Origin of the sequence: Winogradskyella aquimaris, assembly GCF_042676105.1 — a bacterium.
GTDB classification, from domain to species: domain Bacteria; phylum Bacteroidota; class Bacteroidia; order Flavobacteriales; family Flavobacteriaceae; genus Winogradskyella; species Winogradskyella aquimaris.
Genome location: NZ_JBHTJQ010000004.1, coordinates 137,495 through 161,481, shown reverse-complemented (window position 1 = coordinate 161,481; position 23,987 = coordinate 137,495). Strand labels below are relative to the sequence as shown.

Sequence of the window (23,987 nt, the reverse complement as noted above, 5' to 3'; positions counted from 1 at the left end):
TTTTAAAGGCCAAAAGAGACACATATGCCAGTTTGTATATCTGGATTATTGTTAACCGTAAGATCTTGTTGGATGTAAAATGTAGTAGTCATTTTTTTGGTTAATGAGTACATTAGTGTCCAATAGTTATTATTTCTATATAAATTAGAAATTCCAGAATTCCATGACTTAAATGATGTTCCGTTTTTGGTGGGTATGATATAATCGAATTCATTTTTATTATTTAAACTTGTTTGGAAGTAAAAATCAGTCGCGAAACTATGTCGGGTTCTTTTACTTTTTGATAGAAAACTGAACTGTACTAGTGTTTCAAAATAACCTATAAACGTGTTTGAACTAAAGTCTATGTTATCACTTTGAAAATTAAGAAGGTTGTTCTTAGTCCCACCTATACTCAAACCAATATCAAATGAATCTTTAGTGTTTAACTCAATCGATTTCCTAAGGTTCACTGAAGCTCCTATATCTAGGGAAGCATTGAATCGCGATGTGTTTATCCCAATATGTGTTCCATAATTAAAGTCCAATCCTGCAATTAATACTTTCGGGTATCGGTAATAGCTAAATTCAAATCCACTTAAAATGAAATCTCCATTATTTATGTCCATAATTTGGTCTCTCCTATCTTTATATCTAATTCGAGCTTTATTTAAAGGATACAATTGCCTGTCGAAGGGATCTTTTCCACCGGCAATATTTTCGTGAAAATACTCGATAGTGTCATCATTAGTTATTAAAGAAAATGGAAATTTACCTCTAGTTAATAAGAATGATCTTAAGCCAACTTTTAATTCACTTTTAGTGTTAATGGGGATATTTAAGTTTATGCGTAGGCCTTTAATTACCCCGTCATTTTGAACTTCTAATGTTTTAGCATCTAAAGTGTCAACATCGACAATAAATTCTCTAACATGCCATGGTCTCGTACTAATAAACTCCCTATCAGCAACATTATTTGGTATATACGCGGTGACGGGTGGTGACCATACATTTCCGCTCTCAAGATTTATATTTAAGTTATATTCTCCAAGCGGTTTACTTTGAAAATTCCCTTGCCATCTCGAAAAAAAAATACCGAATGGGTGTGTAGAAACAACACTTACCTTTTTTATACTATTGTTTATATCTATTGTCTTACTTAAATCTTGTGAAAAAGAACATATAGAACTTATTAATAATAAACACAATTGTATATTTTTTAGATTCAAAAGTTGCCTTGGTTTAATTGTCTTTCCCAAATCTATTAAATCTTCATTATATTAGAGATTTAATTAAAATAAATGAAAAATATTAACATAGAAGATTTCAGGATTAAGTCCCAAGTCAGCATAAAAGATTTACCAACATCTTATGATTTAGGGGTCAATAAAAAGAAAATAGAACGCGAGCTAAGGACTGTATGTGAAGACTTGGCAGATATTCAAAACGCCATGTACGCACATGGTAAGTATTCAGTACTTTTTTGTGTACAAGGCATGGATACGGCAGGTAAGGATAGTTTAATTCGCGAAGTTTTTAAAGAATTTAACGTTAGAGGAATTGTAGCCCACAGTTTTAAAAAACCAACCGAAATAGAACTTAAACATGATTACCTTTGGAGGCACTATATAGCATTACCCGCACGTGGGAAATTTGGTGTTTTTAATAGAACGCATTATGAGAACGTTTTAGTAACTCGTGTTCATCCAGAATATTTAATGTATGAAAATATGCCAGGAATTGACTCAGTTAATGACGTCAACGATGCTTTTTGGAATAGGCGATTTGAGGAAATTAATAATTTTGAAAAACATATCGCTAATAATGGTACTATCATCTTCAAATTCTTTTTGAACATATCAAAAGACGAGCAGAAAAATAGACTTTTAAGACGTTTAGATAGGAAAGACAAGCAATGGAAATTTTCTGCTGATGATCTTGATGAACGCAAGCTATGGGATCATTACCGAACCTGCTATGAAGATATATTGAATAGAAGTTCTAAAGCCCATGCACCTTGGTTTAATATTCCTGCGGATGATAAACCAACAGCGAGATACTTGGTAGCAAAAATCTTATATGACACTTTAAAAACTTACAAGGATATTAAGGAACCAGAGTTACCAGAATCGGAGAAAGCTAAAATTGGTATGTATAAACAAGAATTGGAAAATGAATAAACTAAAGCAAAAATTTTTAAAATTAATCGTTTTAGGGCTTTTGCTAAGTCCGTTGGGTGCTACTTCACAAACTGATGAAGGTGCTTTAAAAAATATCTATAAAACCTCCCTTACCAACGGTATGAGTTACCTTTGGTTAGATTATTTGTCTAATACTATAGGTGGTCGTTTATCAGGTTCAACTAATGCAGAATTAGCTGTGCAATATACCAAAAGAGAACTTGAAAAACTTGGGTTGGATAAAGTGTGGCTACAGCCTGTAATGGTACCAAAATGGGAAAGAGGTGAGAAGGAAATGGCCTATATTTCAACAAATGGAGAATTGGACAAGGTGAATATTTGTGCGTTAGGGGGCTCGGTCGCTACTCCAGAAAATGGAGTAAAAGCCAAAGTAATCGAAGTAGGAAGTCATAAAGATTTAGAAAGCCTTGGTGAGGATAAAATTAAGGGTAAAATCGTATTTATAAATAGAGCATTACAGCCAGATTTGATTAATACGTTTGAGGCTTATGGTGGATGTTCCTCAGAACGTTATAGAGGTGCTGCCGAAGCCTCTAAGTATGGAGCTGTTGGGACTATTGTGCGCTCATTAAGTTCTAGACAGGACGATTATCCACATACTGGCAGTATGAGTTATGGAGATTTGCCAGCAGAAAAGCGAATACCATCTGCTGCTATAAGCACGAATGATGCGGTAAAGCTCAGTGAAGCTTTGAAAAAGGATAAGGATTTAGAATTCTTTTTTGAAATGAGTTGCCAGCAATTTGATGATGTACAATCTTATAATGTCATAGGCGAAATTACCGGAAGTGAATTTCCTAATGAGTACATTATTGTTGGTGGCCATTTAGATTCGTGGGATTTGGGTGATGGAGCACATGATGACGGTGCAGGTGTCGTGCAGTCAATGGACGTGTTACGACTATTAATAGAAAACGGCATAAAACCAAAACGAAGCATTAGAGTTGTTCTTTTTATGAACGAAGAAAACGGATTACGAGGAGGACGTAAGTATGCCGAAATTGCTAAAGAAAAAGGCGAAAAACACATCTTTGCATTAGAAAGTGATGCCGGTGGCTTTACACCAAGAGGGTTTAGCTTTGATGGTAGTGATTTGATGTTAAAAAAGATTGATACATGGAGACCACTATTTAAGCCGTATTTAATTCATTTTTTCGAAAAGGGTTATAGTGGTGCAGATATTGGTCCTTTGAAAAATGATGATATATTATTAGCTGGCTTACGACCGGATTCCCAGCGTTATTTTGATCATCACCACGCAGCGAATGATACCTTTGAACATGTAAATAAACGTGAGTTAGAATTAGGTGCTGCCACCATGACGGCTTTAGTGTATTTAGTAGATAAGTATGGTGTGGAAATTAGCCTTGAAATGAAAGATATTAAAGATTAGTTGCCATTTTTCATCAAAAATATATTCTAATCAGCTTCCAACCGATTGTCGATAGAGGTTATGAGTTCTTTTGCACTGCGCTTATGAGCTCTAACAAAATTGGCGTGATTCTGACTTGCTAAAATATAATTTGCAGCAACTCTATTTCTGTAATCTACTGAATTGCCAAAATAAACTTTCATTTCGTCTGTAAACCGACCTTGCATCCAATCTACGAACCAGTCTTTATTTTTATAATAGTCTAGATTACGCAAGGTTTCAGATTTTATAAATTCATTGCTTTGTCCTAAAATATCCGTCATGGTCTTGTAAAACTGAAGTATGTTATTTTGAAGGCTATCTATTTCAATAGTCTCTAATTCTTCGAAATTCTTAAGCATGTTGTATCCTTTATCTTGGATAATAAAGGGTTGATAAAGTGTCGTGAGACTTCTACACATAAGACATTTATCAATGGAATTGGTATTATACTCTTTATTGATAATTTTGGTGCTGTATTTATTGATAGAGTCATAAAAGGTAATTATACCATCAGCCCTAAGTGTATCCGTAACCAAATCAGCACGAACTGTTTTTAAAATAACTTTAAGTTGTTTGTCCTGTTTTCGCTTCTCGTTCCAGTGGTTCACTTGTACTGCTAGTAAAATACCAATCATCACCAATGCTATTTCACCAATGGCATATAAAAGGTAATTACTGGCTTTATTAGTAAAGAACGATTTCCTTATTTTTCTAAAGATGCTAATCATGGTTATTGTTTTTTTTGATCTTGTTTCATTTTCCGATATTTTAAAACTAGGCGTACGCCTAGCCTTGCACATAGAATTACAGCAATCACCATAACAATGTCAAATCCGCTCATGGTTTTGTTTTAAATGGGTTCATTATGTAAGTGTAGCAAATTACCTTAAAGTTACAAATAACTTAACCACCACTTATCTTTATGCTTTAGTTTGTATCGCATATAGGTTTTACAGATTGGGTATAAAACCATAATCAGGATAACCCAAATGATGTAGACTGTAATGAGTGAGTAACCATAACCTTGTAAGATGCCCGAGTTTATGGTTTCATTGTCTAAGATCATTAATTTCCAATCCTTACCTGTTATGAGTAAACCGATAATAGCCGCAGTGTGTATTACCAAAATATGAAGGATATAGTAGAAAAATGGGACTCGTCCAAAAACAAGAAGGAAATTAGTGATTCGATTTTTGATATTCTCAATTCCATAAAGAAATAATAATGCTGGCCCTAATGTCATAAGAAGATATACTAAGGATGGAGGATATTTGGTTGCATTAAAAAATGATATAATGGTTTTCTCTGTGTTTTCTTGATAGGTCCATGGTGTTAAATCGCCATAAAGGTTTGTTCCCCTCAAGATGAAGAATAAAATGATAGAGCCAAAACCAATATATAAAAGCCATTTTCTTCTCAAGTTTAATGAGTTTCCTTTTTTATAGAATTCCCCAAAACAGTAACCTAAGATTATTACTCCTATCCAAGGTAAGACAGGATATGAGAACCATAAAAATTTCTCCTGAGTTAATGGAATACCATTGGATTGATGCAAAAAATACCAAAGTATAGCTTCAAAACTAGTTCCTTCTTTTGTAATACCATCTAGCATATTATGCCCAAATACAAGTGCAAGTCCTAATATGAGAATTAGTATTCTTGGTAAATGAACAACAAGTCCAAGAATGATCATGCATACACCAATAGCCCAGATTACCTGAAGATTAGTAAAGCCAAACGACACATCAAACCACCACAAGAAATTATTGATAAAAATTTCAACAAAAATTAACCAAAATCCTCGTGTGATTAAGAATTTAGATAGCTCACCCTTAGTTTTCTTTTGTCCATAGAGAAAGGCTGAGGTTCCAGCAAGGAATACAAAAACTGGGGCGCAATAATGGGTGATGAAACGCGTGCCAAATAAGAAAATATTGGTAGTTGCCATATTTTCTGGATAATTACTCGTAAAAGCATTGATATGAAAATAATCCCTTACATGATCTAATGCCATAATAACCATAACAAGACCTCTGAGGATGTCTATGGATTCAATTCTGGTAGATTTGATTGATGCCATTTGTACTTTTATTTTAAGTGAATAAACAAAAAAATGCCAAACTTAATTGGCATTTTTTCGTATCATAATTTGAGTTGAATTACTTATTCAGTTTTGGATAAGTCATCACTTTTATCATAGATGTAAGACCAAGCGTCATCGAGTGCATTTCTAAATTTATTCCGCATTTCTTCAGTTTTCTTTTTGCCATGGGCTTTTTCGTATATTTTCCATACTCCATCCATATCAACATCGAGATCTGCATATTTATCAAATGGCCATGCTACCAAATAGTCGGCTGAATCTGTAGAGCCTCCCGCAACAGAATACCAATACCCTCTTTCATCACCTTCGGCTTTCTTAATTTCACCAGATAAGGCTTTAATCACCTCCATAAAATCTGTTGAATTATCAACTCTAAAATAAGTGACCCATACTTTGTCCTTGCCTTCTTGAGAGTCGTTGCTGATTTCTGGCATGGTTTCGGATATCATATAATCCACACTTTCCATATGAGGAAGAATAAAACTTGGGAAAATACTGCGACAACTGTTACCTGCTTCATCGTTTTCGTCATCCATTTCAGCCCAGTTTTCCATAGTATCCGTTACGGCATAAACCGTATTGGCACCTTGGACTCTTCGCCAAAAATTCCATGTGCCTTCTCCATTATTTTCCTCATAGCATTTCTTGTACATTTTAACGCCTTCAGCAAATTGTGCTTCATGGCCCATTTTAACTTGAATGTGGGTAATATTATTAATGATTGATTCGTTTTGTCCCATTAAGAAAAATGGAACAGCCAGGAGTAATAAACCTAGTTTTTTCATGTTTGTAATAGTTTAGTTGATTAATATTAATAGCAAACCAAACATAAATTCGGATGAATCATCAGAATTATAAACTAAGTTCTAAATAAACAGGAGCGGTAAACAAGTAACAAATTATGATAATTATCGAACTGAAATTCAATAAGATAATTATCTAAAGATATAAAATATTATTCAATGTAAGAATTTTATTGTTAGAAAATCTTAAAATGACAGTTCCATTTGATTTCTGAGGATGTCATCAAAAGTCTCCCTTTTTCTTATCAGCTGTGGTGTGTCGTTGTAAATGAGAACTTCCGCAGGTCGGTATCGTGAGTTATAGTTACTTGCCATTGTAAAACAGTATGCACCTGCATTTTTAAAACAGAGAACATCACCTTCGTTTATTTCAGCAATTCGTCTATTGTTTGCAAAGGTGTCTGTTTCACAAATGTATCCCACTACAGAATAGAAGCGCTCTCTACCTTTTGGGTTAGAGATGTTAATAATCTCATGTTGTGAGCCGTAGAGCATCGGTCTTATTAAATGATTAAATCCGGAATCGATTTGTGCAAAAACGGTTGATGTGGTTTGTTTTACAACATTGACCTTAGCTAGAAAAACTCCAGCCTCGCTCACCAAGAATTTTCCAGGCTCAAATGCAAGGGTTAAATCCTTTCCATAGGTTTTACAGAAGCTGTTAAATCGTTTTGATAGTTTTTTGCCAAGTTCTTCAATGTTGGTCTCTATATCGCCTTGTTTATAAGGTACCTTAAAACCAGAACCAAAATCTATGAATTCAAGGTTTTTAAAGTTCATCGCTGTTTCAAACAAAATTTCACTTGCATATAGGAACACATCAATATCTAAAATATCACTACCTGTGTGCATGTGTATGCCATTAACGGTCATTTTGGTATTTTCTACAATGCGCAGTAGAAGCGGAATCTGATGAATTGAAATCCCAAACTTACTATCTATATGACCAACGGAAATATTTGTATTTCCACCAGCCATTACATGAGGATTAATTCTTATACATACAGGGATGTTAGGATGCTTAGAACCAAATTGTTCTAATATGGAAAGGTTATCGATATTAATTTGCACACCTAGCTGTGCTACGTTTTCAATTTCTTCAAGAGAAACACCGTTTGGAGTGTATATAATATCTTCTGGATTAAAACCTGCTCTAAGTCCTAAATGAACTTCTTGTATGGAAACAGTATCTAAGCCAGAACCCATTTTGTTGAATAGTTTCAACACTGAAATATTAGAGAGAGCCTTTACTGCGTAGTTAATTTTTAGGTGCTTTACGGTATTAAAAGCATTTGTTAATCTGTTGTATTGAGAGGTTATTTTTTCAGCATCATACACATAGGTTGGGCTGCCGTATGTTTTTACAATCTGTAATAAAGTGTTGTTTTCCATCGCGCAAGTTAAAAATAAGGATGCAAACTTAAACTTAGTATGAGTTTGCTGGAATTTATTTCACATTATTTACTAATTTTACACATTAAGTTAAATAATTAACAAAATGAAAACTATTGCATCTTGTGTGGAAACCATTGTTTTACGCCAGCCCTTTTTGGAAGAGGGTTTGGCTAAAGAAATTATAAATTATTCGGCATTAGCGGATGCACTGCAAAATGAAGTGTCTCTACAATTAGGAAAACCTGTTAAGACAGGTGCTATAATGATGGCCTTAAGACGTTTTAAAGAGCGCTTGGAGGTTAGTAAACCCTATTATGGACTGGATGCTCTACTTGCTAAGTTGGGTGATATTACCTTACGATCCAATCTTAGCGATTTCACGTACAAGAATTCTAGTACGCTAATCGATAGTCAAGCTGCTATTTTAACCAAGATAAAAGATAAAAACAATATTTTTTATACGTTCACCAGAGGCATTTTAGAAAGTAATATTATCATTTCAAGTTCAGAACGCACGTCTGTATTGGAGAGTTTTAAAAATGAAGACCGTATCGCGGTCAAAGAAAATTTATCAGCAATCAGTTTAACATTGCCTAAGAGTAATACTACTGTTGCTGGGCTCTATTATCAAATTTTAAAACGATTGGCATGGCAAAACGTTCCACTATATGAAGTCATTTCTACGACTAATGAATTTACCATTGTTATTGAAGATGTGTATGTAGACAGTGCATTTTCGGTCATTAAAAACTTGAACAAGAAATAATATAATCCGATGAACAAAATCGTTAAAAATTCAACCTAAAATTTATTGGTTTAAACTACGCGTATATGTATTTTTGCCAAACGAATTAATTTCAGATCACACATGAATTTACACGAATATCAAGGAAAAGAATTATTAAGCAGTTTTGGAGTTCGCATACAACGTGGTATTGTAGCTCAAAGTGCTGACGAGGCTGTAGAAGCAGCTAAGAAATTAACTGAAGAGACAGGCACAGGTTGGCATGTTATAAAAGCTCAGGTTCATGCTGGTGGACGTGGAAAAGGTGGAGGTGTAAAACTTGCCAAAAATTTAGATGAGGTTAAAGACCTTGCCGGACAAATCATAGGGATGAATTTGGTAACGCCACAAACCTCTGCAGAAGGTAAGAAAGTTCACCAAGTATTAGTAGCTGAGGACGTGTACTATCCTGGCGATAACGAGCCAGAGGAATACTATATGTCTGTATTGTTAAACAGAGGATCTGGCAAAAACATGATTATGTACTCTACGGAAGGGGGAATGGATATAGAAGAAGTTGCCGAGAAGACTCCTCATTTAATTTTTACTGAAGAAGTAGACCCAGCTTTAGGCCTTTTGCCATTTCAAGCACGTCGTGTAGCCTTCAACCTTGGACTGTCAGGTGCGGCCTTTAAAGAAATGACCAAATTTGTTACTGCTCTTTATACAGCTTATGTAAAGTCTGATGCATCATTATTCGAAATCAATCCAGTTTTAAAAACTAGTGATGATAAGATTATGGCAGTAGATTCTAAAGTGACTTTAGATGATAATGCTTTATACAGACATAAAGACTTAGCAGAATTACGTGATAAACGTGAAGAAAACCCAATCGAGGTAGAAGCCGGTGAAATGGGCTTAAACTACGTAGATTTGGACGGTAATGTTGGTTGTATGGTAAATGGTGCTGGTTTAGCAATGGCAACTATGGATTTAATTAAGCAAGCAGGTGGTGAGCCAGCTAACTTCTTAGACGTTGGTGGTACTGCAGATGCTGCTAGAGTAGAAGCTGCTTTTAAAATCATTTTAAAAGATCCTAATGTAAAGGCCATATTAATAAATATTTTTGGTGGTATTGTACGTTGCGATCGTGTAGCACAAGGTGTTATTGATGCTTATAAAAATATGGGTAACATTAACGTACCAATTATCGTACGTTTACAAGGTACCAATGCAGATATAGCTAAGGACTTAATTGATAATTCTGGTTTAGACGTATTGAGTGCTACAGAATTCCAAGAAGCCGCTGATAAAGTACAAGACGTTCTTTCTTAAGGAAGAAATATAATAGAAATTTAGTAAAGCGCCTTTTTTCAAAGGCGCTTTTTTTGTATTAATACTCTGCTAATCAAGGTTAAACTATGTTAACAACTGTAACAATCTGCAATTAATTGCCGTCCTTTAGGTATCAATCTTATAAACGAATAATTATGAAAACACTAAAAATGTTTGTACTAATCGCAACGATTGCGCTTAGTAGTGCTGTTTCAGCAAGCACAAATCCAATCGAAGAAGCTGACGAGCCCAACTTAATTACTAAAACTGTAAGTAAATTATTAGAAGACCCGTATTTTCAATTGAATGAAGATATCAATGCAACTGTGCAGATTGCCATTAATAAAGATAATGAAATTGTAGTACTGTCTGTAGATACTAACGATGAAAAGGTAGGGGACTTTATTAAAAATAGATTAAACTATAAGAAAGTCCCACAAAATGTAGTTGGTAGCCTTAACTATTATACCTTGCCTGTTAGGATGTTAAAATCTCAATAATATCCATTTTGAATTAAAGTTATTAAGAGCAACGATTACCGTTGCTCTTTTTATAAATGTAAACCACATTCGGTTTTAGGATTGTTATTCCAACGACCACTTCGGTCTTCACCAGGTACTGTACAATGCTTACAACCAATAGAGTGATATCCTTTAGCCACTAAAGGATGAAAAGGAAGGTTGTGTTCTTCTATAAAAGCATCTCGCTCTTCTTTGCTAACATCTAAAAGTGGGTAAAACTTTAAAATATTACCACGTTCTTCAAAGATATCTAAGGTTGCTCTGTGATCACTTTGCCACTCCATTAAACCTGAAATCCAAACCTTGTATTCCTTTTTTATTTTTTCTAAAGGCTGAACTTTGTTAATCGAACAGCAGAAATCCGGATTTTTCTTCCAAGTCTCATCTCTGGTTGTAAATTCGTGTTCTTCCTTAATTGCAGAAATAGAGGTAACGCTGAGATTGTAACTCTTTTCTAGCGTAGACTTGTATTTCAGGGTATCTTCAAAATGATAACCTGTATCAATAAAAAAGACTTCTTGTTTATTGTTAATATCTGAAACCAACTTTAATAAAAACGCCGAAGTCGCTGCAAATGAACTGGTGAGCATAATGTCAGTAATATCAAAATCTATGTACAATTGTTTTATGCGCTGTTGAGCAGATAACGGTTTGTATTTATTGTTAAGTGCTTTTATTTCCTCTACAGAAATATCTAGCAATGGAGTATAATTTGAAGAGGTATCAATCATGCTATAAATCAACTTTTATAAGGCAAGATATGGGCTTAGTTTCAAACAAAAAAATGACGTGTTTATTTTTGTGAAGTTGATAATTTATTCCTTCTTTTTTTGTGTTTTTGGCATGGGTCCCCTTAAATGAATAATTAATCCATTGAGGAAGTTTCTTAGAATCTGGTCTCCACATTCCATATATTTAGGATGATCTTCTCTTCTAAAGAAGGCGTTTAGTTCACTTTTAGAGATTCTAAAATCAACAAGCGCTAGAATTTTTACAATGTCTTCGTCTCTGAGTTTATGGGCAACCCTGAGTTTCTTTAATATATCGTTGTTTGTCATAATTTAGTCATTAATAATTAGTCATTAGCCATTGATAGGCAGTTCCAAAATTTTCAGACCATAATTTTTCATTATGTTCACCACCTTTAACTATATGGCTTTGAATTTTTTTGTCGTTTACTCCCATGGATTTTAATAATTTGATCATTCTCATTAGGTTGGGTACCATGGTCTCACTTTCATTATCACCAGCTAAAAAATAAAAGCTTGAGGTTTTAGGAATGTCTACAGCTGTAACTAAATCATAAATTTTTTCACTAAACCAAAAGGCAGGTGAAAATATGCCCGCTTTACCAAAAGTTTCTGGATAGGTTATGACGGCATAAAAGGATATAAGTCCACCAAGTGAGGATCCAAAAATAACCGTGTTTTCCACTTCAGGTTTAGTTCTATAGTAAGAATCAACATGAGGTTTAAGTGTGTTTTTAATAAAGGTGATATAGGCATCTCCATTTCCACCGCCATATTTTTCATGGTTGTAAGGTGTTAACTCATCAATACGCTTTTCGTTGCCATGTTCTATACCCACAATAATACTTTCGTTTTGGGTTATTGAATCTAGATACTCATCCACGTGCCACTCACCAACATAAGACGTTTCTTCATCAAATAAGTTTTGGGCATCGTGCATGTAAATCACAGGATACACCTTTTTAGAATTTTGATAATTTTTAGGTAAATACACCCAAATTGTTTTAAGAGTATCTAGTTGAGGTGCTTCTATCACAAAAGTTGTAATCTGTTTAGAAGCAGTACTTTGCGCTGTAATATTGAGCCAAAAAATTAGAAAAAAAATTAATAAAAAGGGGTTGAAACGCATACTATTATAGACTTTCAAGGTTGACAAACGTTTAAAAAAACCGACTAAGTACATTTAATTTTTCGACAAGATACATTATATCAACGACAATAAAATAATGTACCTCTTTAACTTTACAACGTTAATTAATCCCTCGTATACATGATCAACCGTGCTGAAAAATTGAGTTTGCTTTCTGAGATGATTGCTTTTGCTCAGACAGATGAAAATATTAAAACTATAGAGTATAACTTCTTGTTTAGTATAGCCAAGCAACTAGATATTTCTAAGGAAGATTTTGAGTATCTTTTTGAACATCCGGTAACCTATGTGCATTTAAAAACACATAGTGAGCGCATCGTCCAGTTTCATAGATTAGTACTTTTAATGAATCTAGATCATAAGGTGTCCTCAAAACAGTTGGCAAAAATCCATAATTTTGGTTTACGCATGGGCTTAAGTCATGAATCTATAAATAGGGTGTTAGATTTGATGGATAGTTTTCCAAATAAAATCGTACCACCTGATTTTTTAATCGACATATTTAAGGTGCAGTATAACTAGTAGACTAAACTTTACTTAACTTTCAGCTTTTCTAACTTTTCCTGATAAGCCGTAATTTCATCTCTAAAACGTGCAGCTTCCATAAAATCCAGAGCCTTGGCGGCTTGTTCCATTTGCTTGCGTTTTTCTCTAATCTTCTTTTCGAGTTCCCCCTTAGTTAGATATTTACTTTCGGGTTCTGCAGCGAGTTTAGCTTCAAGCTCAGTCTTATAGGTGCTTACCGAATTTTTGGCTAAAGCACTGTCCAAACTCTTATTTAATGCTTTAGGTGTAATGTTATGAGCTGTATTATAAGCGATTTGCTTTTCACGACGGTAGTTGGTTTCATCAATGGTTTTTTGCATACTATTGGTAATCGTATCAGCATACATAATTGCTTTGCCGTTTAAATTTCTGGCTGCTCTACCAACGGTTTGGGTTAAGGAGCGATTTGACCTTAAAAAACCTTCTTTGTCTGCATCCAAGATAGCGACTAACGAAACTTCCGGCAAATCTAACCCTTCACGCAATAAGTTGACACCAACTAACACATCAAATAAGCCTTTGCGGAGATCTTGCATAATTTCTACACGTTCTAAAGTGTCAACATCGCTATGAATATACCTGCATCGGATTGCGATACGGGTTAGGTATTTCACTAATTCTTCTGCCATTCTTTTAGTGAGTGTGGTAACCAAGGTGCGCTCATCTTTTTCAACGCGTTGTTGAATTTCTTCAATTAAATCATCGATTTGATTTAAGCTGGGTCGTACCTCAATTATCGGATCTAATAAGCCAGTTGGCCGAATCACTTGCTCCACATATACACCACCAGTTTTTTGCATTTCATAATCTGCTGGAGTAGCAGAAACATAGATGACTTGATTCTGAAGCGCTTCAAATTCTTCAAATTTTAGGGGTCTATTATCCATAGCGGCAGGTAATCTGAAACCATATTCCACTAAATTTTGCTTACGACTTCGGTCGCCTCCATACATGGCATGCACCTGCGAGATGGTTACATGACTTTCATCTACAACCATTAAATAATCATCTGGAAAATAATCTAGCAAACAGAACGGTCTCGTGCCAGGCGCTCTACCATCCAGGTATCTCGAATAGTTTTCAATCCCAGAACAGTAGCCTAGCTCGCGGATCATTTCTAAATCAAATTCGGTGCGTTCTTTTAAGCGTTTGGCTTCTAAATGTTTACCTATGTCTTTAAAATAATCATGTTGTTTTACCAAATCATCCTGAATGTCGCGAATAGCATTTTGTAATACATCTGGTGAGGTTACAAACATGTTTGCAGGATAGATATTTAGTCTATCATAACGTTCAATGATTTCATTAGAATATGGATCAAAGGCCTCGATTTCCTCAATCTCATCGCCAAAAAAGTGGATTCTAAAGGCGTTGTCCGAATATCCAGGAAAGACATCTACCGTATCTCCTTTAATTCTAAAGTTTCCATTTTTAAAATCAGCTTCGGTTCGTGAATATAAACTCTGAACTAAAAGATGTAAAAGTTTGGTTCTTGAAATGACCTGATCACGTTCTAACGTAATAACGTTTTTCTGGAATTCTACAGGATTACCAATACCATACAAACAAGATACTGAAGCTACTACCAAGACATCTCTTCGACCTGAGAGTAGAGAAGACGTTGTGCTTAATCGCATCTTTTCAATTTCTTCGTTTATGGATAAATCCTTTTCGATATAAACACCAGAAACCGGAATATAAGCTTCAGGTTGGTAATAATCGTAATAGGAAACAAAATACTCTACAGCATTATTAGGAAAAAACTGCTTGAATTCCGAATACAATTGTGCGGCCAAGGTTTTGTTGTGGGCCAGTACTAGAGTAGGCCGTTGTACTTCTTGGATGACGTTGGCCACGGTAAAGGTTTTTCCAGAACCTGTGACACCGAGTAAGGTTTGGTAAGGTTCTCCTTGGGTAATACCATCTGCTAATTGCTTTATGGCTTGTGGCTGGTCTCCTGTAGGTTTAAATTCTGACTCTATCTTAAATCGCATAGAGCAAATTTACGATAAAGATATTCAGTATTCAATTAACGGCGCAATGAGAAATGACCTCTAACGTCAAAAGATTTTTCACCACCTCTAATCTCAGCTAGGAACCAATAGTCGCTAGACGGCATTTTGTTGCCATTATAAGTGCCATCCCAGCCTCTAGTGTTAGAGCCCAATTGTTTTAATAATTTGCCATATCTATCGAAGATATATACAATACTTCCCGGTAATGTTTCTATACCGACTATATGCCAAGTGTCATTTTGGGAATCTCCATTTGGTGTAAAGAATTTAGGCGCATCAACGACGACAACTTCTTTAGTGACTTCTGCACAACCATTTAAATCAATAATGGTAATGGTATGATACCCTAGAGAAACATTTTCGAAAATATTCGACTCTTGAGGTTCACCATCATCTAAGATATAGACATAATTACCAATACCACTTATCGTAATGGTTATATTATTAGGATCTGAAAAATCTACAGTTTCTGTTAGTTCTATAGTCGCGGATTCGGATTCGGTTACGTTAAATGTAGAAATGGTCTCACAGCCTAATTCTGAAGTTACGGTCACGGAATATGTACCAATTTCAGTGATTTCAATATCTGGTGTTGTAGCATTGGTTGACCATAAATAGGTGTCTGATGTAAAGCCTGTTTCTGCGGATACGATTAAAGGTAAGTTATCTATACAGACCACTTGGTCTGGAATATTAATTTCTGGTTTTCGATTTACAATCGTATTAAAGCTGACCAAACTATAGCAGTTTGTTGCATTATTTTCAACTCTTGCTGTAATTAACTCATTATTAAATGCCAAATAAGATTCACTATCTATTGGGTTAGTGCCTTCTTCTGCAAGCGTTTGGTCATTGTAATACGTTACACTGTAATCTAAAGAATTCAAATTACCTAGGATCGAAGGTGTTTGAGTGTTAAGATTAAAGATTAATTGCCCATCATAATTATCATCACACGCTTCGAGGTTATCGGGTTGATTGACCATAGGTAAAGGATTAACTTGCAGTTCAAAAGGATAAATATGGTAACAATGTGTTGTGCTAAATTCTACACGAGCGTATATAACATCATTTGATGTCACATAGGTATAATTATTGTCTAATGCGTTTTCTTCTAAAAGGGCATCATTTTCTGAAGTATAATAACTGATTAGAATATTAAAACTCGTATCGACGATTTCTGAATTAATGGTACTTAGATCGAAACTATTTGTTTCATTTTCACATATTTCATAAACTTCAAAATCATTGATGGCTGGAGGTAAATTTACATTCAGTTCTAGAGGAACAGATCTATAACAATCGGCTACAGTATTATATACTTTTATAAAAACTGTCTGAGGATTACTAAGGTTTACATAGTCTTGCGGATTTAAAATTGCATTATTCTCAGCTTCTAAATCTGCCATAGACTCATAGTAGCTTAAAATATCATAAGGATCAGCTGTGGCAAACAAATCGTCTTCGGCCATGGTTAAGTCAAAGGTTGTTATGCCATCGTAATCTATATCACATTCAGTAATAGGATTTGGAATGTTTGGGTAAGGATTTACGTAAAGCGTAAAATCTGTCAAACTATAGCAGCCGGTTTCATTATTTTCTATTCTCACAATGATATTCTGTTCGTTATTGCCATTATAAGAAGCTTCAAGTGCATTATCACCACTGCTTGCATCAGTATAGTTTACATGGTATGTTACCGTAAACTCATCTGTAATTTGTAAGCCTAGTACTGTATTTGTTTGAGATTGAAGGTCGAATATGGCGAATCCATCATTTGATTCATCATCACAAAGTTCCATGTCGTCCGGCTGATTGGCAATAGGCAGAGGATTTATTTGCAAAATAAAATTATAGATATAAAAACAACCAGTATTAGTGTCTTCTACCCGAACAAAAATGACATCATTAATACTTGAATAGGTATAATTCTCAGATAGGGAATTGGTATTAGTTTCAGCATCGCTATAACTAACAAAATAAGACAATTGAGTATTTGTAGCGTCATCCACCAGGACTGATTCGATTTCACTGAGATTAAAACTACTATCTAGATTGTCACAAATTTCAAAAATCTCAAATTCGTTTATTGGAGGTGGTAGTATAGTGTTCAATTCAAGAGGTATAGCGGTATAACAATTGGCAGAGTTATTAAATACTTTTATGTAAACAGTTTGTGGGTTGCTCAGGTTCTCGTAATTTTCTGGAAATTGGATTACATTTAAGTCTGCATTAAGATCTTCTTCAGATTCAAAATATGTAATGGAGATATTATTTGGCATAACAGCGTATAGATCTGTTTCAACTTCTGTAAGGTTAAAGGTATTTATACCATCATAATTATTATCGCATATTACTATTGGGTATACTGCTGAAGGTGCCTCATAAACTATAGTATTAAATTGAGTCGTAGAATAACAACCTGTATTTGAGTTGGTGACCCTAATAAAAATAGTTTCTCCATTTTGGGAATTATAATCTTCTGTTAGTGGATTATCACCACTTTGAGCATCGGCAATTGAATTATGATAACTTACTGCAAAAATATTTGGATCCTGACCTTGTAGAACGTCATCATTTTGTGATGAAAGATTAAAAATTTCGAAACCGTCATTAGATGTGTCGTCACAGGTTTCTAAATCTAATGGTTGATTTGCTATTGGTAACGGGTTTATGATAAGCTCAAATGGATACGTAGCATAACACCCAGTAGAAACATAGGCTACTCTAGCAAAAATGGTGTGTGACGGCAAAGAGTATATGAAATTATTATCTAAAGGATTGCTATTGGTATCAGCATCTTCTTGTGTATTGTGGTAGGTGAAAACAATATCTGTATCGTCATTTGTTACCAATGCGTTTACTGTCTGAAGATCGAAATTGGACATGGTATTGTCACAAATTTCCACTGTCATGAAGTCGTTAATGGAAGGAGGTAAATTAACAATAATATCAACTGGTATTGAAACATAGCAATCACTTATGGTATTATTGACCTTAACAAATATAGTCTGAGGATTGGTGGTATTTGTATAGTTTTGAGGATTTATAATTGGATTTGCATCAGTATCTAAATCATCCATACTTTCAAAATAGGATACCTCAATATCATCTTGTCTAACATCCAGAATGTCCAATTCAGCAATCGTAAGATCCCATGTGAGAATACCATCGTAGTTGTCATCACATGCAATTAATGGATTTGATGGATTTACTATTGGTGCGGATATAATATTTATTTCAAAAGCTGATATGCCATAGCAATAATTACCATTATCAACCCTTGCAAAAAGCTGTTGTGGGTTTGTTGAATTTGTATATGTTAAGTCAACAGGATTTAAGCTATTATCTGCATTGTATTGAGATGTATAAAATGTGATATCTAAATCCTCAGGACTTCCAGCCTCCATTGTGGCTATGGTTTCATTTAAATCTACGGTAACTAAACCATCATTGCTTATGTCATCACAAACAAAAATACTTTCGGCAGGATTGAAAATAGGAAGCGATCCTACCTCTAATTCAAAAGACGAGGTGCCAAAACAGTTTGGATCCGTATAATTTTCAACTCTTACATAAATAGTTTGGGGACTAGTTGTATTTTGATATGCTGCATATTTGTTTATAGGGTTAGTCCCTGCAATGGCATCTTCTTCGGTTTCATAATAGGTCACGAATTTATCGTTCTGCCCATTTAGAATTTCAGCATCCTTCAGATAGAAATAAAAATCTGCAACACTACTGATGTCAGCTTCACAATTTTCATAGTTTGAAATAGGAACAAATTCTGGCAATGTATTGACGTAAACATAAAAACCAGAAACACTATAACAACCTGAACTTTCATTAGCCACCCTTGCATAAATATATGTCGTCGAGGTGGTAAAATTTGAAGTATCTGAGATAGGGTTTGTGGCATTGATGGCATCACTATTGTTAGTATAAAATGATATTTCAAACCCTGCTGTAGAAGCTACGATACCTGGTATTTGACTTTCAAGATTAACGGTAGCAATTCCATCATCATCGTCGTCACAAACAATAATTGGTGCAGGGTACATTATTTCTGGTGCATCAACAACGGTAACTTCTAATGAGGAAATACCGTAACAGCCGGTTTGGCTATTGGTAACCCTTATATAAAATAGTTGTGGATTAGAGCTGTTATATACGTAGTCAGGAAGGATGTTTTCATTATTAATAGCATCCTCTTCGGTTAAATAATACTTTACATTTGCTGGTGATACACCCTGACTGGCTACTGTATTAAAAGTATCCATAAACAATGTTGTAAATCCATCATTTACAACATCATCACAGTAATCGGCAAATTGTGTTTCTAGGACAATTGCTTGTGCAATCTCTAATTCGACAGTTACAAATTCTGTACATTCATCACTTATAATTGTCGCATAAATTGTTGTACCGTTATTAGTGACTGTATAAGGTATAGATTGGTCTAAAGGGTTTGTATTATTATTCCTGTCTTCTTCAGTTTCATAAAAAGTTGTTTCAAACTCATCATAACCGTCTTCTAAATCAGCTTCAACTTCATTGAGGTCAAAATCGGCGATACCATCGTTACTAGGGTCATCACAAACTACAAAGGCTTCGCCACTATACACAGTTTGTATAATATTTGCATGTAATTCTAATTGTGTTACAGCAAAACATCCTGTGGTGTCATCTTCAACTCTAATATATATAACCTGATAATTAGGAACTATATTTTGATAGTCTTCAGGATTAGCAATTGGATTTATGTTGTTTTGAGCGTCATACAAATTCTCGTGAAAACTTACGGTAACACCTGTTAAGCCAAGTAATACATTATCAATGACACTAGTAAGGTCAAAATTTTCAAAGCCATCAAAATCTTGTTCACAAGCATTTATCCATTGAGTTTCGGTATTGATTGATGGACTGGATTGAAACTGAATATCTATGGTTGTCGTAGAAAAACATCCTGTAGAAGAATCATAAACCCTTACGTATAACGTTTCTGATATATTATTGTTAATGTAAGGTGAGTAAATCGGATTGATACCAAGATCTGCTTCGGGTTGTGAATAATGATAAGAAATAAAAAGACTTGTATTGCCATTGGCAATTTGACTATTGGCTTGAGTAAGGTCCACATATGTAATACCTTCGAGTGTTGCATCTTGGCAAACAATTATCGGATCTGGTTCTACAAATTCTGGAACTTGGTTGACCACTAAATTAAAAGTCGAATAAGCCAAACAACCATTAACAGTATCTTCTATCCTTACAAAAATTTGTTGAGGTGAACTTGTGTTTTCAAATACACCTTCTATAGGATTGATATTATTTTGCGCTTCTTCTGAGGAGAGATGATAGCTAATATTATAACTGGACGGTGGAACAGAATATAGGACTTCAGTATCCTTTAGGCTGAAATCAAATTCTTCTACACCATTATTAGATTCATCATCACATAAAAGAAAATCTGAAAGTGTACCAGCAGGTTGTTCAGAATTTAGAGTTATATCCACTGCGTCTTCAATGACACAAGATGTTTGGTTTAATTGTATGGTGACTTCGACTCTGTAGGTGCCTGAGGTAACCACTTCCAAACTTGCTCCATTTTCTCCATTTAACAAAATATCATCTTGAAACCATTGGTAAGTGGCCTGAGGGTTTGCTATATCACCATTTAGCATTACAGACTCACCACAAGTTGTAATGTCTGGTCCAAGATCCACACTGGCATTAAAACTATTACCTTCGATGAAAACTGCTGAGTCGTAGTTTTCGTCATTTTGGTCTGCAATAACTAGTTTTATTTCATATTCCAAATTAGGTTGTATGGCAGCAGTCGCCGTCATGACCACAGTTCTACCATTATAATTAGTATCTCCAATATTATAGCCTTCAAAGTAAGCTTCATTTTGTGCATCACATTGTCCAACAATAACATCGTGAATTGTATTGGTATTAACAGGTATTTCCGTACCAGGAATCAATGCTATGTTAGTAAAAGGTTCTGTTGAACCAGCCTCTCTGATTAAGAAAGCAAACCCATCAGAATAGGAACAAGGAAAATTCTGTTCATATTCTTCAGAAGCCAATATGTAGTTAAATTGAATTTGATTAGCAACTGATATAAAATTAAATTGAATGGAAGTAGCATTTTGTGTGTTTGTTATACCAAGCGCATTTTCCAAATCAGCATCTGTCAACCAGTTGTCATCACCTTCGTTGAGTGAACTTGTATTTAAAACATTACCTGCAGAATTAACATTACCAGTCGTTAAGACAATACCATTTTCAAAAGGAAAGTTAGAATCACCACGTTCAAAAAAGCCATAACTTGAAAATCCATTAATAGATCCATTAATTGTAGATACAATATTTGAAATTTCTACACAGTTCTGACCAAGATTATTTTGAATAAGTTGTTCTAGTGGTAAAGAGTCGTCCGTGATAATTTGTTGACTAGTCGAATATTGGAAACCGAAAGATGCTAAAAGAAAAGCATATATAATCTTTAATTTCATTTTAGGTTGGTTTATTATAGCTAAGGCAAACTAAGCTTTTGAATATCAAAAAAAATACCCATAGATTGGGATTTTTAAGGACGAACTACTTGAAATTTAGATGAATAGGTGTGTGTAAATTTCTTTTTACCTTTTTAAAGTAAAATGACCTTTAATTTCGTAGTATATGTCATTTTGTCTAAACTTGATGATATACCAGTAGTCACTTGAAGGCATTGGACTGCCTGAGGATGTTCCATCCCAACCTAAACTGCCAGACGAAGATTGCATCATTATTTTTCCGTAACGGTCAAAAATCTGTAAACTTTCTATCTGATTATCTTTTGAATTAGCTCCAATAATCTGCCAGGTATCATTAACATTATCTCCATTTGGTGTAAAGAATTTTGGGATGCCAACTATATTTATTGTTTCTTCAACAATACCGCAGCCATTTCTGTCATTTATGTAAATGGTATGTTCACCTTCAGAAATATTAGTAAACACATTACTCTCTTGGTAAAACCCATTGATATCGTCGATGGCATAATCGTAAAAACCTGCGCCACTAACATTTACCGTAACTATGTTGTTTGGTGAAATCCCTTCAATAGAAATACTTTCAACAATAGCGGTCTCCGAGGTGCTCACGGTAATCGTTCTGCTTGACGAACAACCATTGGGATCGCTGACGACCACTGTATAATTACCAGCCAGATTAATGGCATTAAAGGAAGTATCAACATCAGTTAATATTCCATTAAAGTACCATTCGTAATAATAATTATTTGGTAAGTCGTTTAGAACACCACCATGAATCGTAATGGTCTCAGGAAACGTATTCATACAATAAGTAACGGTTTCATCAACTTCTAGTAACGGTGTGTAAAGCACATTGAGATTTACGGTTGATATACTGAAACACTGGTTATCGTTTTCAATTTTTACAAAAATAGTCTGGGAATCTGGTGTCGTATTGGTGTAATTGTTAGGTAAAGCATTGCTTTCGCTCAAAGCATCTTCAAGAGTTTGATAATATGTAACCTGAGATCCCGTAGGAATTTGTGCAATAATGGAAGCCTCGATATTACTCAAGTTGAATGTGGCAAACCCATTCATATCCACTCCATCACAGGCTCCCAAATCTGGAATAGAAATAATAGTATTGGAAGTTCGTAATTCCAAGGCCACAATATCAAAACAATTAGCAGCATTAACAATACGTGCATACACATTTTGAAATGGTATGGTATTTTGAAAATTATTTGGATTACCAATTGGGTTAGTGTAATCTATGGCGTCATCCTCAGTTAAGAAAAAATCTACTATAGCAAGATTGTTACTGTTATTTGTAAGGTCATTAGAAGCATCATAAAGGTCATATGAGGTTAGTCCGTCGGTATCTATATCACATTCTGTGAGAACAGCATCTTGACCAATAGGCAAAGGGGCATATTCTATTACCACTTCACCATAAGAAATACAATCGTCTAAAATCGTAACTTCAACATTATAGGTACCAGGTTCTGTTACTGTAAAATAGCCACAGTCTAAACAATTTGGTGTGGTTTCTTGTAGAACACCATCTTTATACCAACTATATGAGCTTAAGGAAGGGTTATTTGCATTGAGTTCTAAAGTTTCACCTTCGCATAAGGCATTTCCTGTTCCAATTAGTTTGTTTGGCCCTAATTCGGTAGATAATTGAAAGCTCCCTGCTTCAAGAAAGACGGCTGAGTCATAACGATAGTTTTGCTCATCTGCAATAACCAATTTTACATGGTAGGATTGATTAGGTACAATATTCGCAGTTGCTGTTAGAACTGCTGTTTGTCCGTTAAAATTAATGGGTGAGTTCGTACCATTATAACTTTCAAAGTAGGTTTCGTTTTGAGGTGGGCAACTGCCAGGAACACCAGGAGTAACGGTTGTGGCTTTCACAGGTGTATTGGTATCTGGTACCAACGCAATATTTTCATATTGATTTTGACCTGTTGTTGGTCGGATCAAAAAACCGAACAAGTCTGAATACTGACAACTATTTGGATTATTTTCTTGGTATTCTTCTGAAGCAAAGATGTATCGAAAACTTACTTGAGGTGCTACAGCGGTGAAGTCAAATTCAAGTATCGTAGCATTAAAGGTATTACTTTCATTAAGCGCGTTTTCTAAATCTAGGTCACCTTGCCAATCTGGGGCATCATCATCACTTAAGTTATTATTTGGACCTGGTACATTAGCTAATCTCCCTGTGCTTAGCACAATACCACTTTCAAAGGGAAAATTGGTGCCACTCGCATCAAAAAAGCCATAACTTTGATCACTACTTCCAAAGTCACCACCAACCACATTAGTTACGTTTATATTTGTTATGCAGTCACTATCAATTAAAATATCTTCTATAAGTTGCTGAGGAGTGTAGGTTTGGCTATCTACTAAAATATTTTGCGAATACGTAAATAGAGAAATGAAAAAAGAGATAAAAAATAATGTGTTGTATTTCATATAAATTTAAGAGCATGCAAAGATACATATAGTTGCTGTCAAAAAA

17 protein-coding genes are annotated in these 23,987 nt (G+C 34.7%); 6 read left to right on the top strand and 11 right to left on the bottom strand.

Annotation, left to right across the window (positions count from 1 at the left end; translation table 11 throughout):
- Positions 1-2: 2 nt before the first annotated feature.
- A complete protein-coding gene (locus tag ACFQ1K_RS05160) occupies positions 3-1,187 on the bottom strand; it encodes a hypothetical protein (RefSeq protein ID WP_320556750.1) in 1,185 nt (394 codons plus the stop codon).
- Positions 1,188-1,280: 93 nt separating this feature from the next.
- Between ACFQ1K_RS05160 and ACFQ1K_RS05155 the strand changes: the two genes are divergently transcribed.
- Together ACFQ1K_RS05155 and ACFQ1K_RS05150 are read left to right on the top strand one after the other, a co-directional pair.
- Entirely contained in the window at positions 1,281-2,159 is an 879-nt protein-coding gene (locus tag ACFQ1K_RS05155) for a PPK2 family polyphosphate kinase (RefSeq protein ID WP_320556751.1), read from the top strand.
- Positions 2,152-3,573: a M20/M25/M40 family metallo-hydrolase gene (locus ACFQ1K_RS05150; protein WP_320556752.1), complete on the top strand. Its 1,422-nt coding sequence runs from the start codon at positions 2,152-2,154 to the stop codon at positions 3,571-3,573. The genes ACFQ1K_RS05155 and ACFQ1K_RS05150 overlap by 8 nt, the downstream gene beginning before the upstream one ends.
- A gap of 26 nt (positions 3,574-3,599) precedes the next feature.
- Here the strand turns inward: ACFQ1K_RS05150 and ACFQ1K_RS05145 are convergent, their stop codons facing one another.
- The 4 genes from ACFQ1K_RS05145 to lysA form a co-directional block, all read right to left on the bottom strand.
- Positions 3,600-4,322, bottom strand: a complete 723-nt coding sequence (locus ACFQ1K_RS05145) for a DUF6090 family protein (protein ID WP_320556753.1) — start codon at positions 4,320-4,322, stop codon at positions 3,600-3,602.
- Between the two features lie 164 nt (positions 4,323-4,486).
- On the bottom strand, positions 4,487-5,674 hold the full coding sequence (locus ACFQ1K_RS05140) for a DUF1624 domain-containing protein (RefSeq protein ID WP_320556754.1): 1,188 nt from the start codon (positions 5,672-5,674) through the stop codon (positions 4,487-4,489).
- 83 nt (positions 5,675-5,757) lie between these two features.
- Positions 5,758-6,483, bottom strand: coding sequence for a hypothetical protein (locus ACFQ1K_RS05135; RefSeq protein WP_320556755.1), 726 nt, complete (start codon positions 6,481-6,483; stop codon positions 5,758-5,760).
- 204 nt (positions 6,484-6,687) lie between these two features.
- A complete protein-coding gene (gene lysA / locus ACFQ1K_RS05130; protein ID WP_320556756.1) occupies positions 6,688-7,893 on the bottom strand; it encodes a diaminopimelate decarboxylase in 1,206 nt (401 codons plus the stop codon).
- 106 nt (positions 7,894-7,999) lie between these two features.
- On the opposite strand from lysA, the gene ACFQ1K_RS05125 reads away from it, so the two are divergent.
- The 3 genes from ACFQ1K_RS05125 to ACFQ1K_RS05115 all read left to right on the top strand — a co-directional run bounded on the left by ACFQ1K_RS05125 (position 8,000) and on the right by ACFQ1K_RS05115 (position 10,455).
- Positions 8,000-8,662 carry a hypothetical protein gene (locus ACFQ1K_RS05125; protein WP_320556757.1) on the top strand — a complete coding sequence of 221 codons (663 nt, stop codon included), beginning with the start codon at positions 8,000-8,002 and terminating at the stop codon, positions 8,660-8,662.
- Positions 8,663-8,764: 102 nt separating this feature from the next.
- Positions 8,765-9,955, top strand: coding sequence for an ADP-forming succinate--CoA ligase subunit beta (gene sucC / locus ACFQ1K_RS05120; RefSeq protein WP_320556758.1), 1,191 nt, complete (start codon positions 8,765-8,767; stop codon positions 9,953-9,955).
- Positions 9,956-10,110: 155 nt separating this feature from the next.
- A complete protein-coding gene (locus ACFQ1K_RS05115) occupies positions 10,111-10,455 on the top strand; it encodes a hypothetical protein (protein ID WP_320556759.1) in 345 nt (114 codons plus the stop codon).
- Between the two features lie 50 nt (positions 10,456-10,505).
- On the opposite strand, the gene ACFQ1K_RS05110 is transcribed toward ACFQ1K_RS05115, so the two are convergent.
- The 3 genes from ACFQ1K_RS05110 to ACFQ1K_RS05100 form a co-directional block, all read right to left on the bottom strand.
- Complete coding sequence (locus ACFQ1K_RS05110) at positions 10,506-11,207, bottom strand: phosphoadenylyl-sulfate reductase (protein WP_320556760.1); 702 nt, start codon at positions 11,205-11,207, stop codon at positions 10,506-10,508.
- A gap of 84 nt (positions 11,208-11,291) precedes the next feature.
- Positions 11,292-11,534 carry a DUF1456 family protein gene (locus ACFQ1K_RS05105; RefSeq protein WP_320556761.1) on the bottom strand — a complete coding sequence of 81 codons (243 nt, stop codon included), beginning with the start codon at positions 11,532-11,534 and terminating at the stop codon, positions 11,292-11,294.
- Positions 11,535-11,544: 10 nt separating this feature from the next.
- Entirely contained in the window at positions 11,545-12,261 is a 717-nt protein-coding gene (locus ACFQ1K_RS05100) for an alpha/beta hydrolase (protein ID WP_386133913.1), read from the bottom strand.
- 234 nt (positions 12,262-12,495) lie between these two features.
- Here ACFQ1K_RS05100 and ACFQ1K_RS05095 point away from each other — a divergent pair, with 234 nt between their 5' ends.
- Positions 12,496-12,897 (top strand): TerB family tellurite resistance protein, encoded by a 402-nt coding sequence (locus ACFQ1K_RS05095; RefSeq protein WP_320556763.1) that lies wholly within the window; start codon positions 12,496-12,498, stop codon positions 12,895-12,897.
- A gap of 11 nt (positions 12,898-12,908) precedes the next feature.
- Here the strand turns inward: ACFQ1K_RS05095 and uvrB are convergent, their stop codons facing one another.
- The 3 genes from uvrB to ACFQ1K_RS05080 all read right to left on the bottom strand — a co-directional run bounded on the left by uvrB (position 12,909) and on the right by ACFQ1K_RS05080 (position 23,941).
- Complete coding sequence (gene uvrB, locus ACFQ1K_RS05090; RefSeq protein WP_320556764.1) at positions 12,909-14,915, bottom strand: excinuclease ABC subunit UvrB; 2,007 nt, start codon at positions 14,913-14,915, stop codon at positions 12,909-12,911.
- A gap of 35 nt (positions 14,916-14,950) precedes the next feature.
- Positions 14,951-21,457 (bottom strand): choice-of-anchor L domain-containing protein, encoded by a 6,507-nt coding sequence (locus ACFQ1K_RS05085; RefSeq protein WP_320556765.1) that lies wholly within the window; start codon positions 21,455-21,457, stop codon positions 14,951-14,953.
- A 126-nt stretch (positions 21,458-21,583) separates the two neighbouring features.
- A complete protein-coding gene (locus tag ACFQ1K_RS05080; RefSeq protein WP_320556766.1) occupies positions 21,584-23,941 on the bottom strand; it encodes a choice-of-anchor L domain-containing protein in 2,358 nt (785 codons plus the stop codon).
- Positions 23,942-23,987: the final 46 nt, after the last annotated feature.